Origin of the sequence: Spongiivirga citrea (assembly GCF_010671565.1) — a bacterium.
In the GTDB taxonomy this organism is placed as follows: Bacteria; Bacteroidota; Bacteroidia; order Flavobacteriales; family Flavobacteriaceae; genus Spongiivirga; species Spongiivirga citrea.
This window is the reverse complement of record NZ_JAABOQ010000007.1, coordinates 120,953-134,099: the sequence shown is the minus strand read 5'-3', so window position 1 is coordinate 134,099 and position 13,147 is coordinate 120,953. Positions and strand designations below refer to the sequence as shown.

Sequence of the window (13,147 nt, the reverse complement as noted above, 5' to 3'; positions counted from 1 at the left end):
GTTATTGTTTTAGGAGTAGTTTTAGTTTGTCATTTTTAGCAACTTTACGCCTAAAGTTGCGGTAGTCGTTATATTCTTCTTTAGGATACAATCCCTTTTTAATTAATACAGTGCGTTTGTAACTAAGCTTGTTTTCACCTTTTTTTTCGATGGTCATTTGGTAACTACCGTATTTGGTTTCTAGTGAGACAGGGGTAGGGGCTTGTTCTAGAGAAAAGCCTTCAGGAAGGGCAATTGTATATTCAGCAGTATCTTCATATCCCCTAGCAATTTCGAAAGGTTGTTTCCTGTTTTTGTAACGATCTGGCACAAAGGTATTGGCGTTAAAAGGGTTAATTTGAAAGATGATGCCTTCATCGGTAATTCTTGCAAAACTAGTAGCTGATAATTCTATAGTTTCTGTACCAAGAATGAACGGATTAGAAATACCTAAAGATGATGCCTCCTTAATTTTTAGATTCCCAATGTTTGACCAATAGTTTTTGTAATATTTTTCCTTTTTTTCATCGTCAAGTCCTGACACACGGTAGTACCTATTATCATACTGCATGCCCTTAGAAACGAGCGTTACCCTTCCCTCTATAGATCCATTTTTATTTAATTTGTAATTAGCTGTTGTTTTGAGGCTATTGTCTTTGTCAATATAGGATGCGGTGCGCTTTATTTCACCACCTTCTGGTTTTACAACGAGCACATCACGATCGTCAGTAAAATCACCTAAAAACCCGAATGGTGTTGTTTGACTAGTGCACTCCAACCAAATATCCTCTCCGTCAATAGGAACATTAAGTATTACGTGATTACCTTGCATGGATGCGAAATCAGATTCCATGCTCTTTTTTCTGTTTCCGGCATATACTACGCTATAGTAAGCATCAATTCCCTGCGACTTCAGTAGGGCTTTGGTGTAGTTAGTAAGCCCTTTGCAATCTCCATATTTTACATTATCAACTTCTTTTGCAGTAATTGGCATCCATCCGCCAATACCAAGTTGGACACTTATATAACGGGTGTTGTCTTGAACGTATTTGTAGATTTTTCTTGCTTTTGCTTTGGTATCTTTTTCGTCTTTCACAAGATTAGTAATAGTCTGAATTGTTTCTGGTGGAAGAAAATCACGTCCCAGCAATAGCTTTTGATACTGCCAATTCCCCATGCTTTTCCAATCTTCAGCGCTGCCATCGACACCTTCTAAATGAAAGTTACTCAATCCAAAAAGTACTTGAGGTTCTATAGTGTAGTAAGCTGGGCTAAGCTGCTCTCCTTTCTCAGCTTTAATATTGCTCATACTAAAAGTGTATCCTAACTGATTTTCATTTTTATCGAATTCATAAGCTTCAAGATTTTTCTCCTTTGTTCGCAACTTAAGATCGGCGGGAGCATTAATAGTATAGATACTTTTTGCAACACTAATATGATATTCATCTATTGGAAACCATGAAGGAATAAATGCGGTATTACTTGTTTGGGTTATGGTATTAAACACTACAGTGTATGGGTAGGAAGTGGGTGTGTAATCTAAGTATTTTACTCTAGAATCACCATATAAAGTGCCTCCATCGACAGCACTTACATCCTTGAAATCATTCTTCTTTATTCGTTTTATCTCATTCCCATTTTTATCGTAAATGTAAGCCACTAGAGACTTGATTTTTGTAGATGGATCATATGAACTCCCAGCCTTGACTGAGCTGTTTCCATCTTCTTTTAAAACCGTGACAATTCTTTTTTTGCTAAGGGTCATCGATTTTCTTGAAGTGATGTCTACATGTATGCTGTCTAACAAGACAATAGCATTGGCACCATCTTTTAGTTCTTGAGGAATGTCATCTACTTTAAATTGAGAAAAACAGATAAAAGGAATTAGTAAAAAGAAAATAGAGGGAAAATTTCTTACAGGCATTGTTTTAGTTTAGACGCATAAGATATAAATGTTAAGGAATTTAACAAAAAATATTCTATTCTTTACGCTTACTATCGATTATTATCGTAACCGGTCCGTCGTTAAGCAGCTGTACTTTCATGTCAGCCCCAAATTCGCCGGTCTGCACTTCTTTGCCTAAAAGTGTCTTAAGATGGGTCACGAAGTTTTCATATAATGGAATTGCGACTTCTGGTTTTGCAGCTTTTATATACGAAGGTCTATTTCCTTTTTTGGTCGATGCGTGCAAGGTGAATTGACTAACTACAATGACCTCTCCATCGATATCGAGAAGGGATTTGTTCATCACTTCATTTTCATCATTAAAAATGCGAAGATTGATGATTTTATTGCAGAGCCAAATAATATCTTGTTCAGTGTCATCATCTACAATACCAAGGAGTACCAATAATCCTGCTTTTATTGAAGCAACTTCCTTATTATCTATAGTGACTGATGCCTGAGATACTCGTTGTATAACGACTTTCATACCTATTACTACTATTCGTTATCGTAATGATCTTTTCTGTAATGTTCCTCATCGCCTTTTAATATTTGAACATAGCTTTTATAGCGAGACCAAGCAAGTGTTCCTTCATCTAAGGCATCCTTTACAGCGCATTTTGGTTCTTCAATATGTAAACAATTGTTGAATTTGCATTCCGATTTCAACTCAAAAAACTCCGGGAAATAATCACCGATCTCATCTTTATCCATATCAACAACTCCGAATCCTTTTATACCCGGAGTATCGATAATTCTGGCATTAAAATCTAGGTCGAACATTTCAGCGAAAGTAGTAGTATGCTGACCTTGTTTATGTTGTTGCGATATTTCTGAGGTTTTAAGAGCGAGCGTCGGGTCTATACGATTAATTAAAGTTGATTTGCCAACACCACTATGTCCAGCAAACATGCTTGTTTTACCCTTCATCATTTCCTTAACTTTCTCGACGTTTTTCCCATTTTTAGCCGATATGCCAATACAGGGATAGCCAATTTTTCTGTAAATAGCCGCTAGATATTTTATCTCTAAAAGCTCCTCTTCGTCATAAGTGTCTACTTTGTTAAACAATAAGACAGGAGGGACTTCATAGGCCTCGGCAGTCACTAAAAATCGATCTATAAATGCAGTAAAGGTTGGCGGATTATTTAGAGTAACTAATAAAAAAACTTGATCAATATTAGCCGCAATAATATGTGTTTGCTTTGACAGATTAACTGATTTTCTAACAATGTAATTTTGTCGGTCGTGTATATGGGTAATAACGCCTGTTACTTCATCGCTATCGGTATCGAGATCAAAATCGACTATATCACCTACTGCAACCGGATTGGTGCTTTTAATACCTTCAATACGAAACTTACCTTTTATTCTACAATTATAGATAGCATCTTGCTCATTATGCACAGTATACCAGCTGCCTGTAGATTTATAAACCGTTCCGGTCATGTATTTAATCACGTTTTTTTGTCGATTACAAAATAACAACATTTAGTTTCAAAATAACTGTTATCTTAATCGCTATTAACTAAAAACTTAAATACTTATTTACTATGAGAAAATTATTTTTCATTTTACTACTAGCATTAATTAGTGTTCCAGCTGTTCAAGCTCAAAGCTACGAATACCAAGTTGTGACAACAATCGAGTCCATTGTACCAAATGGGTTAGGGCGCTCTAGAATGATTTATACTGACGACAGTCGGGATTATCAAGAGTTTAGCTCGATGCGATCGGAGGACAAAAAAGAAGACAAACGAAATAAATCAAAGCGTAGTGAAATTCGTGTAAAGAATTTTGAAGAAACTAAACTGCTTAACTTTTTTAATTTAGGTGGAATTCGCTTTCAAAACATTGCAGCAAATGATGCATTGATTTCTTCTAAAATCAATACCATGTCAGCCAATGGCTGGGAACTTGCCCATGTGGCCAGCGGTGTAGAAAGTGCTGGGAAAGGAGATAATCAAGGAATATTTATTACTCGTTTTATATTTAAAAGAGCGAAATAAGAAATACTACTTTCTAAAATATAAAAGCCCGAAGCATTGCTTCGGGCCTTTTTTTATTAAGCCTTAATAATCTTTTCTTGATGATTAATAGACTCTTGGTGAATGGCTTTAAACATTCTTAAGATAAACTCTTCGCTAAGTCCACGATCATGACCTTCGAGAATCATCTTACCTAAAATTTCATTCCAACGTTTTGATTGTAAGACAGCTACATTTCGCTCTTTTTTAAGTGCACCAATGGAGTCAGCTACTTTCATTCGTTTACCCATTAAATCCAGTAATTGATTATCCACCACATCAATCTGCGCTCTTAAATTGCTCAAGCTTATTTTGTATTCTTCCTCTTGACTTGTTTCTTTACGAATACGAAGGTCTTGCATAATTTGTATTAAACTTTCTGGTGTTACTTGCTGGGCAGCATCACTCCATGCGTTATCAGGATCGATATGCGTCTCGATCATTAAACCATCAAAATTAAGATCGAGTGCTGTTTGTGATACATCTAAAATCATATCGCGCTTTCCTGTTATATGTGAAGGATCACAAATAAGAGGAAGATCAGGAAATTTATCTTGTAACTCAACTGCTAATTGCCATTCTGGAATGTTACGATATTTCGTTTTTTCGTAGGTTGAAAATCCACGATGAATCACTCCTAATTTATCAATATTGGCAGTATGAAGACGCTCAATCGCTCCTAACCATAATGCCAAATCGGGATTCACTGGGTTTTTTACTAAAACAACCTTATCCGTTCCTTTTAAAGCATCGGCTATTTCTTGAACTATAAATGGACTTACAGTGCTTCGAGCACCAATCCAAAGTAGGTCGATATCATGTTCTAAAGCAAGATCAACGTGGGCTTTGTTAGCAACTTCGGTAGCAGTTAGCAATCCTGTTTCTTGCTTTGCCCGCTGTAACCATTTTAAACCGATTGCTCCTACACCTTCAAAGTTTCCGGGGCGAGTTCTAGGTTTCCAAATTCCAGCTCTAAAATAGGTTACATCAGTATCCTTTAATCCATGGGCGACTTTTAAAACCTGATCTTCAGTTTCTGCACTACAAGGCCCAGCGATTACCAATGGGTGAGGTAGTTTATGGCTATCCAACCATGTTCTTAATTCTTTTTTATTTTCCATTTTTAGTTGTATTCTATGCGTTTATGGTAATTCCTTTTAATATTTCTTTTATGTGATTGGTGTTTTCCATTTCGTTGTAAATAGCTTGGAAATTATTGTCAATCAAGTGCTGTTTAAACTGTTCTAAATTGGCAATATATTCTTCTAAAGTCTCAACAACATTATCTTTGTTCTGCTCGAAAATTGGGGTCCACATGGCAGGTGAACTTTTAGCAAGTCGAACGGTACTTTCAAATCCACTACCAGCCATATCGAAAATGTCACGCTCATTCTTTTCTTTTTCGATCACTGTTTTCCCGAGCATAAACGAGCTGATATGCGATAAGTGAGATACATAGGCTATGTGCTTATCGTGCGCCACAGGATCCATATATCGAATACGCATACCAACATCAGCAAACAGTTTCAAGGCGCGTTCTTGAAGTTTGAACGCGGTTTTTTCAATCTCACAAATGATATTTGTTTTTCCTTTGTACAAATGTCGAATAGCCGCTGAAGGTCCAGAGAACTCCGTTCCTGCTATCGGGTGCGTAAGTAGTAAATTTCTTCTTTTAGGATGATCTTCAATCGCATTTACTATTTGGACTTTGGTTGAACCTACTTCTATAATGAGGGTATTGTCATCAATAAGATCTAAGGTTTTTTGAAGTACTTTGATTGAAGCATCCACAGGAATCGCAACTACAACAACATCAGCATTTGAGATGGTGTTAAAATCTGCAACTTCATCAATTACGCCCAACTTCTTCGCTTCAATTGCATTATCAGGATTTGCATCTATCCCGAATATGGACACATCAGGATTTGTAGCTTTTATATCTAATGCGAATGAGCCTCCTATTAATCCAATTCCTATTATATATATGTTCATACTTTCCTTTTCGGTTGATTTTTAACTTTCTAAATCGAACATCTAAAATCGACTTAATGCTTCTTCAATTTTTTCCTCATTCACACACAATGAAAACCGGATGTAACCTTCCCCATTACTCCCAAAAATGCTACCAGGAGCAACAAAAATGTTTTTTGATTCTAATAATTCGTTTATGTATGATTTTGAATCGCTAGAACTGTCGGGAAGCTTACACCAAACAAACATTCCGGCAGTATCTTTTTGATATTTGCATCCGAGTTTATCAGCAATTTGACAAATCATCTCTCTGCGCTTATGATAAATAGCATTCATTTTATTGTACCAATCATCACCTATATTCAAGGCAGCGATGGCCCCTTTTTGAATCCCATAGAACATACCAGAGTCCATATTACTTTTAACTTTTAGAATATTCTTGATATGTTTCTCATTACCTAAAACCATACCAACGCGCCATCCTGCCATATTGAAGGTTTTACTGAGCGAGTTGAGCTCTAAAGCAACATCTTTCGCGCCTTCGACGGCAAGAATACTCGTTGGGTTTTCATTTAATACAAAGCTGTAAGGATTGTCGTTAACGATCAAAATTCTATGCGTTCTAGCAAAAGCTAGTAAATCTTTAAACAGAGCTTTTGGAGCTTTTGTGCCAGTAGGCATATGCGGATAATTAATCCACATAATTTTGACTTTACTTAAATCTGTTTTTGATAAGTGGTCGAGATCCGGAAGCCAATTGGTACTATCGTTTAAGTCATAGTAAACGGGTTGCGCTCCTACTAATTTGCTTACCGAAGAATACGTTGGATAACCTGGATTCGGAATCAATACTTGGTCTCCTTCATCAAGGTAAGCCATACTAATATGCATAATACCTTCCTTGCTACCCATTAATGGAAGTACCTCGTTGTTGGGGTTAATAGCGACTTTGTATTTATTTTTATAGAAGTTGGCGAATGCATTTCTAAGCGATGGTAATCCTTGATAACTTTGATATTTATGTGCGCCCATATCCAACAAGGACTCCGCTATTTCCTTTAATACTAGAGCTGGCGGAACCAAATCAGGACTACCAATTCCCATATTAATTACAGGTTTTCCATCTGCAATAAGCTGATTTACTTCTCTTAGTTTTTGAGAGAAGTAGTATTCTTCAACTGTAAGTAAGCGGTTAGCAGTACTAATCATGACCTGGCATTTTTATATTCACCTAGTATTTTAAAATCATAGGTCATTAATTGTAAAATATTCTTGGCTTTATCATAGTCTTCATAATCATCAAAAGTGATATCTACAAAAAATGCATATTTCCAAGGGGTTTCGATAACGGGAAGCGATTGAATTTTTGTCAAATTCAATTTGCAGTCGCTCATGACATTTAAAACTGTGGCAAGACTACCTCTTTTATGGTCGGTCATAAATTTTAAAGACGCTTTGCTAATTTCTTTTTTAGGAATTACCGAATTACTAGTTTGAACTATTACAAATCGCGTCGAGTTATCCTGAATTGTTTGAATGCTTGGAGCTAAAATATCTAGCTCGTATAAACTAGCTGCTGCGTTTCCAGCAATTGCTGCAATGCCTTTAATTTGATTTTTTTGGATGCGTTGAGCAACCTCGGCGGTATCGGCATCTTCAACTAATTTAATATGTGGATGTTTCCTGAAGAAATCTTTACACTGCAAGAGTGCCATAGGGTGCGAACACACCTCTTTTATATCTTTAATCTGCTGACCTTTTAAGGCCAGTAGGTTGTGATGAATGTTTAAATAGTACTCGCCAATGATGTGTAGCTGATGTTTATCGATCAATGCGTAGTTGGGGATGATCGATCCTGCAATGGAGTTTTCAATTGCCATAACGGCTTGATGCGCTTGACCATCAATTAAGCTATCTACTAGTTTGTCAAACGACAAACATTCATCAACTAAAATATCGTTACGATAGTAGTCCTGAGCCACTTGGTAGTGGAATGAGCCTTTTACACCTTGAATTGCAACTGTGTTATTCATCAATTTAATGCATAAAAAAAGTCCTGAATTTTATCAGGACTTTTCATTTATCTTTTAGCAACAATACTTATTTGCATGATAGTCCCGTTCTCTCTTCAAAATAGAAGAAGAAAAAATAAAAACGGTTCCAGAAATAAGTGTTGTTAATCATTTGTATTTTTCTGATGGGGCTAATGTAGTAACAGTTTGATAAAAAACAAACACCCAGTCTTTATTTTTGTGAATTAACATTATTTATGTTGATATCATTTAAAAATTATCAATTTAAGCTGTAATTAATAACAAAAACAGCATTTATATTTGCTGAAGAATTTTGAAGTATGTCAATTAAAGTATCGGGAGTAAGCAAAAAATACAAAGAGCAACAAGCTCTTGACAATGTATCGTTTGCGATTGAAAAAGGAGAGGTAGTTGGATTTCTAGGCCCAAATGGGGCAGGAAAATCGACTATGATGAAAATATTGACCACTACAATTTTGGCAACTAATGGTGATGTTGAGGTCAATGAGCTTGATGTAAATACTCAAACTGACCAGGTTAGAAAGAGTATTGGCTATTTACCAGAACATAATCCTTTGTACTTAGAGATGTATGTACGAGAGTATTTACAATTTAATGCGGGTTTATTTAAAGTTGATAGAAAAAAGGTAGATACAGTTATAGAACAGACAGGTTTAACACCAGAAGCGCACAAAAAAATCGGACAGCTTTCTAAGGGATATAGACAGCGTGTCGGTCTGGCGGCTGCTTTACTACACGAGCCCGAGGTGCTTATTTTAGATGAGCCGACTACGGGATTAGATCCCAACCAACTAGTCGATATTCGTACGTTGATTAAAACTTTCGGAAAAGATAGAACGGTCCTATTATCGACACATATTATGCAAGAGGTTGAGGCTATTTGTGATCGCGTAATTATTATTAATAAGGGAAAGATTGTTGCTGATAAAAACCTGGTCGACCTAAGAAAAGGCCAACAACAGGTGGTTGAGGTCGAATTTGATTATCGTGTAGAAGAGGTGGCATTAAACCGTATAGAGCACGTACAGTCGGTAAAAAATGTAGAAGGTTTTTTATACGAGCTTACATTTGATACGAATACCGATATGCGATCGGTAGTGTTTGATTTTGCCCATGATAACCAGTTGAAGATATTGAAGCTCGATCAACAAAATCAGAATTTGGAGACTTTGTTTCGGGAGTTGACGGCTTAAAATTTACATCCTCACCCAACTTCTCCTTCAAAGGAGAGGAGCTACCTTTTTTAAAATTAAAATATCTGAGTTTCCATTTTTATTATTAAGAAGTCTCCCCTTGAGGGGAGATTTAGAGGGGTGTAAACCTTGAGAAAGACGAGGTTTGTATCGGAATTATTGGTCTTGATAGTTAACACCAATCCCCAGCCCTTCCCTCAAGGGAAGGGAGCTTTGTGTAATTGAATCACCTCATTTTTCAACTCACTTCAAAAAAATTTTCATCCTCAGGCAACCATGCGTAATTTAGTTTCGTCTATGTAAATAGAGAACCAAATGAAACTGTCGTTGAAAGTCATTCAACTTTATAAAAACGAAGCAAAGCTAATAAAGCATGTTGCGCAGGGCAATCGTATGGCCCAGCAATATTTGTTTGAACAGTGTGCGCCCAAAATGTTGAGTATTTGCAGGCAGTATATTAATGATGTTCATAAAGCAGAAGAGGTGATGCTTACCGGCTTTATGAAGGTGTTTAAAAACATTGATAATTTCAGGTCAGAAGGTAGTTTCGAAGGTTGGATACGTCGCATTATGGTAAGGGAATGTATTTCGTTCTATAGACAGCGAAAACAGCTAGAAGTAGTAGAGAATGAGTTAGAGATAGAAGATGTTGATTACTCAGTTACTGAAGAGTTTGATGTGGCATACATTCAACAATTAATCGATCAACTGCCGGAAGGTTATAAAGTAGTCTTTGTAATGTATGTGGTAGAAGGCTATAAACATCATGAGATTGCTGAGATTTTGGGTATTGCCGAAAGCACTTCGAAATCTCAATTATTTAAAGCACGGAAAATGCTTCAAAAACAGTTAACACAATTAAATGCAACCCAACATGGCACAGCATAGGTTTGAAGATCAAGTTAAAAAGCAGTTAGGCGATCGGGAAATAAATCCCTCAGCTGATGCTTGGCAGCGCTTGAGCGAGCAGTTAGATGGCGAAAATGACAAGAAGGGAATTGCATTTTGGAAATACGCTGTAGCTGCTTGTATGGTCGGTTTGCTGGGTACATTATTATGGTATCAATTTGATCAAAGAGAAGTTGAATTAATAGATCAGCAAATTGTAGAAGAAGAATTCGATATTAAAAAAGATGAGCCTATCAAAAATGTTGAAGATCAAGTAATCATTCCATTGGAAAAACAATCAAAAATCAATATAGTAGCAGTTCCAAAAAAGGTGAGTGAGGAACCAGCGCAATTAGCAAAAGAGGAAGTAAAAAATACTATTGAAGTCGCTAATCAGGATACTGAGACCATGAATTACTTTGACACTAAAGTAGCGGAAGTTGTTGCTGAGGTTCAACGCTTAAAAAATGAAAAAGATTCAATTACGGATGCTGAGGTGGAAGCACTTCTTGCATCAGCAGAACGAGATATACAATTACAATCTATAATGAATCAAAATACAAAAACAGTTGATGCCAATGCCTTGTTATTAGATGTTGAAGCTGAACTTGAGCGTACCTTCAGAGATCGGGTCTTTGAGGCTCTTAAGAACGGGTTCAACAAAACTAGAACTGCTGTGGCCAATCGTAACAATTAATTTATTGTTTTAATTATTTTAATCTTTCATCAATCAATTTGAGTTAGCTTTCCCTCTTCCATATCGAAGAGGGAAATAACTCAGATACAATCAACAATCAAACATGAGACATTTATTACTTATCGTCGTTAGCTGCCTCTTCATTGTAGGAGCAGTAGCTCAAGAACAGCCACAAGACAAGATCAAAACACTTAAAAAAGAGCGTTCCTTAGTAGCCTCAGAAGAGCGTGAGGCCTTAAAAAAAGAAGTTGAAGTAATTAACGAACGACTCAACAAGAAAGAAATTACTTTAGAAGAGGCCCAAGCTTTGAAAAAAGAAGCAGCCCGAGTTAGAGCACTCAATATTGAAAACAGAATTGCAATTCTTGATAATCAAATAGCATTGCTAGAAAGACAACTGCCAAGAACAGTAAGTCCTACAAAAGAATCGACTGGAGAGTGGGTGTATTTAAATGAGGAGAAAACATATACTAAAAAGAACAATTACGATAACGAACGTAGTGAACGTGTATATCGCTCAAATGATGATCGGTTTTGGAGTATTAATGGTAATAATTTTAGATATGATCGTCGCACCTATTCACAATTTGTAGTTGCGGTAGGATTGAATAATACCATTATTGATGGAGAAGAACTCGGCGATTCTCCTTATAAATTTGTTGGCTCTCGATTTTTAGAGTTGGGCTGGGCTTGGAGAACACGTGTGTTTGACAATACAAACTGGCTGCGATTTAAGTATGGAATTTCTTTTCAGTGGAATGGATTAAAGCCAGATAACAATCAATATTTTGTTGATAATAATGGAACGATTGCCTTAGAAGAATTTTCAGAGGAGCTAAATAAGTCGAAGTTTAGAACGGATAATTTGGTAGTGCCCGTCCACTTTGAATTTGGTAGTTCAAGTAAAAGGGAACGCGATGATTATGTACGCTACTACACACGCAGACATTTTAAAATTGGTGTTGGTGGGTATGCAGGATTCAATATCGGGACACGTCAAAAATTAAAATACCGTAGAGACGGTGATCGAGTAAAAGACAAGATCAAGCGTGATTATCAAGTGAACAAATTGGTCTATGGTTTAAGTGCCTATGCCGCGATCGGGACGGTGGGAGTGTATGCTAAATATGATCTGAACCCTCTTTTTAAAGATCAGGTAATCGAACAACGAAATATATCAGTTGGTGTCCGATTTGATATGGATTAAGAGCATAAAGCTGGAGCACCATCAAATGTTCCAGTTTTTAAACTATCAATAGAACTTAATGAGTCAACTAGCGAAAATTTCAAATATTTTTGGAGGTATATTCTTAATCATAATGGCACTATTTCATGGTAGCGGTTACTCTTATATTTCTGAAATGATTCACTCGTCGAATACCGAAGATTTTTTGAAAGATATTGTGCCAACATTATTTATTCATCCATCAATACATTTGCTTGGGCTTGCAGCTTTTGGGTTTTTGGCATTCTTTTTAGGTCCGGCTAGTAAAAAAGTCCTAGTAACAATAGCGATACTTGTATTTATCGACGCCTTATTAGGGTTTTTCATAGGCGGGATAGTGCCTGGGTTGTTATTGTCTTTAGCTGCTTTTTGTTTTTTGTTCGCGGGATTAAGTAAATAGATAATCAGGATTTTATTCTAACTCTTCTTTAAGTTTTTCTATCAGATTTTTACAGCTTTTTATACTTTCTTGAGCTCTTAGAATTTTGTATTTAACAGCATAAAACGTGCTATTAAAAATCCCCTTAAGTAAATTCTCATCTTTAAAAGTGAATTGTTTCCCCGATTCTATTTTTAAGGTTGCAAAATCATTATAAATAAAATAGTCAGCTAAATATTCTTTGTTGATATTTTCAACTCGAAAGTTGGCATTTTGAAACTGTGTATAGCTCTTGGTATAATGGTTGTCGATATCCTTTTTAAGTTCAATATCTTCTATGAGCTTAAGATCACCTGAGTTAACTAGGGTGTTAAAGGTTGCTTTTCTGGGAATAAATTGATGAATAATAGCTGCGCTCATAACATTTCTAATCAATTTTTGTTTTTCAGGTGCATTAGTGTCTAATTGGGTTAATAGGGGTTGTATGGTTTCTAACTTTTCTTGCATGGAACCAACTAATTCTGTGAGCTGTTTTTTATCAGCGTCCAAATCGCTAATTAGGCTTTCTATATATTGTTTTTTTAGCTTGTTGTCTCTGCTTTCTTCAGCGCATTTGTTCATGCTAAATGCAATAGAAATACCAAGAATGACTATTAAGATTTCACCAAAGGCATAACTCCACTTTATTTTTTTCATTGTTGAGGTTAGTTTGTTTAAAGCTAATAAATTATGATTTAATGAGAGGGACTCTAAAAATCTTTGGGTCTAGTTAATCCAAATTAAAAGCAG

14 protein-coding genes are annotated in these 13,147 nt (G+C 36.1%); 6 read left to right on the top strand and 8 right to left on the bottom strand.

Features of this window, described 5'->3' with window-relative positions; translation table 11 throughout:
* Nucleotide 1: 1 nt before the first annotated feature.
* From GWK10_RS16425 to rsgA, 3 genes are read right to left on the bottom strand one after another with little or no spacing between them, the layout of a single operon-like run.
* Nucleotides 2-1,903, bottom strand: coding sequence for a DUF3857 domain-containing protein (locus GWK10_RS16425; RefSeq protein ID WP_164033488.1), 1,902 nt, complete (start codon nucleotides 1,901-1,903; stop codon nucleotides 2-4).
* A 55-nt stretch (nucleotides 1,904-1,958) separates the two neighbouring features.
* A complete protein-coding gene (gene dtd / locus GWK10_RS16420; RefSeq protein WP_164033487.1) occupies nucleotides 1,959-2,411 on the bottom strand; it encodes a D-aminoacyl-tRNA deacylase in 453 nt (150 codons plus the stop codon).
* Nucleotides 2,412-2,422: 11 nt separating this feature from the next.
* A complete protein-coding gene (rsgA, locus tag GWK10_RS16415) occupies nucleotides 2,423-3,373 on the bottom strand; it encodes a ribosome small subunit-dependent GTPase A (RefSeq protein ID WP_164033486.1) in 951 nt (316 codons plus the stop codon).
* Between the two features lie 104 nt (nucleotides 3,374-3,477).
* Here rsgA and GWK10_RS16410 point away from each other — a divergent pair, with 104 nt between their 5' ends.
* Nucleotides 3,478-3,933, top strand: a complete 456-nt coding sequence (locus tag GWK10_RS16410) for a hypothetical protein (RefSeq protein ID WP_164033485.1) — start codon at nucleotides 3,478-3,480, stop codon at nucleotides 3,931-3,933.
* A 56-nt stretch (nucleotides 3,934-3,989) separates the two neighbouring features.
* Here the strand turns inward: GWK10_RS16410 and GWK10_RS16405 are convergent, their stop codons facing one another.
* From GWK10_RS16405 to GWK10_RS16390, 4 genes are read right to left on the bottom strand one after another with little or no spacing between them, the layout of a single operon-like run.
* Complete coding sequence (locus tag GWK10_RS16405) at nucleotides 3,990-5,072, bottom strand: bifunctional 3-deoxy-7-phosphoheptulonate synthase/chorismate mutase type II (protein ID WP_164033484.1); 1,083 nt, start codon at nucleotides 5,070-5,072, stop codon at nucleotides 3,990-3,992.
* 13 nt (nucleotides 5,073-5,085) lie between these two features.
* The gene (locus GWK10_RS16400; RefSeq protein WP_164033483.1) at nucleotides 5,086-5,943 is read right to left on the bottom strand and encodes a prephenate dehydrogenase; all 858 of its coding nucleotides are present in this window, start codon (nucleotides 5,941-5,943) and stop codon (nucleotides 5,086-5,088) included.
* A 42-nt stretch (nucleotides 5,944-5,985) separates the two neighbouring features.
* On the bottom strand, nucleotides 5,986-7,131 hold the full coding sequence (locus tag GWK10_RS16395) for a pyridoxal phosphate-dependent aminotransferase (protein WP_164033482.1): 1,146 nt from the start codon (nucleotides 7,129-7,131) through the stop codon (nucleotides 5,986-5,988).
* Nucleotides 7,128-7,955: a prephenate dehydratase gene (locus GWK10_RS16390; protein WP_164033481.1), complete on the bottom strand. Its 828-nt coding sequence runs from the start codon at nucleotides 7,953-7,955 to the stop codon at nucleotides 7,128-7,130. Before GWK10_RS16390 ends, GWK10_RS16395 begins: the two co-directional genes overlap by 4 nt.
* A gap of 320 nt (nucleotides 7,956-8,275) precedes the next feature.
* On the opposite strand from GWK10_RS16390, the gene gldA reads away from it, so the two are divergent.
* The 5 genes from gldA (at nucleotide 8,276) to GWK10_RS16365 (ending at nucleotide 12,379) form a co-directional block, all read left to right on the top strand.
* Nucleotides 8,276-9,169, top strand: a complete 894-nt coding sequence (gene gldA / locus GWK10_RS16385) for a gliding motility-associated ABC transporter ATP-binding subunit GldA (protein ID WP_164033480.1) — start codon at nucleotides 8,276-8,278, stop codon at nucleotides 9,167-9,169.
* Nucleotides 9,170-9,484: 315 nt separating this feature from the next.
* Complete coding sequence (locus tag GWK10_RS16380) at nucleotides 9,485-10,057, top strand: RNA polymerase sigma factor (RefSeq protein WP_239540782.1); 573 nt, start codon at nucleotides 9,485-9,487, stop codon at nucleotides 10,055-10,057.
* On the top strand, nucleotides 10,044-10,754 hold the full coding sequence (locus tag GWK10_RS16375) for a hypothetical protein (protein ID WP_164033479.1): 711 nt from the start codon (nucleotides 10,044-10,046) through the stop codon (nucleotides 10,752-10,754). The genes GWK10_RS16380 and GWK10_RS16375 overlap by 14 nt, the downstream gene beginning before the upstream one ends.
* 103 nt (nucleotides 10,755-10,857) lie before the next feature.
* Complete coding sequence (locus GWK10_RS16370) at nucleotides 10,858-11,961, top strand: coiled-coil domain-containing protein (RefSeq protein ID WP_164033478.1); 1,104 nt, start codon at nucleotides 10,858-10,860, stop codon at nucleotides 11,959-11,961.
* 58 nt (nucleotides 11,962-12,019) lie between these two features.
* Nucleotides 12,020-12,379: a hypothetical protein gene (locus GWK10_RS16365; protein ID WP_164033477.1), complete on the top strand. Its 360-nt coding sequence runs from the start codon at nucleotides 12,020-12,022 to the stop codon at nucleotides 12,377-12,379.
* A gap of 12 nt (nucleotides 12,380-12,391) precedes the next feature.
* On the opposite strand, the gene GWK10_RS16360 is transcribed toward GWK10_RS16365, so the two are convergent.
* Nucleotides 12,392-13,054, bottom strand: a complete 663-nt coding sequence (locus GWK10_RS16360; RefSeq protein ID WP_164033476.1) for a DUF6090 family protein — start codon at nucleotides 13,052-13,054, stop codon at nucleotides 12,392-12,394.
* Nucleotides 13,055-13,147: the final 93 nt, after the last annotated feature.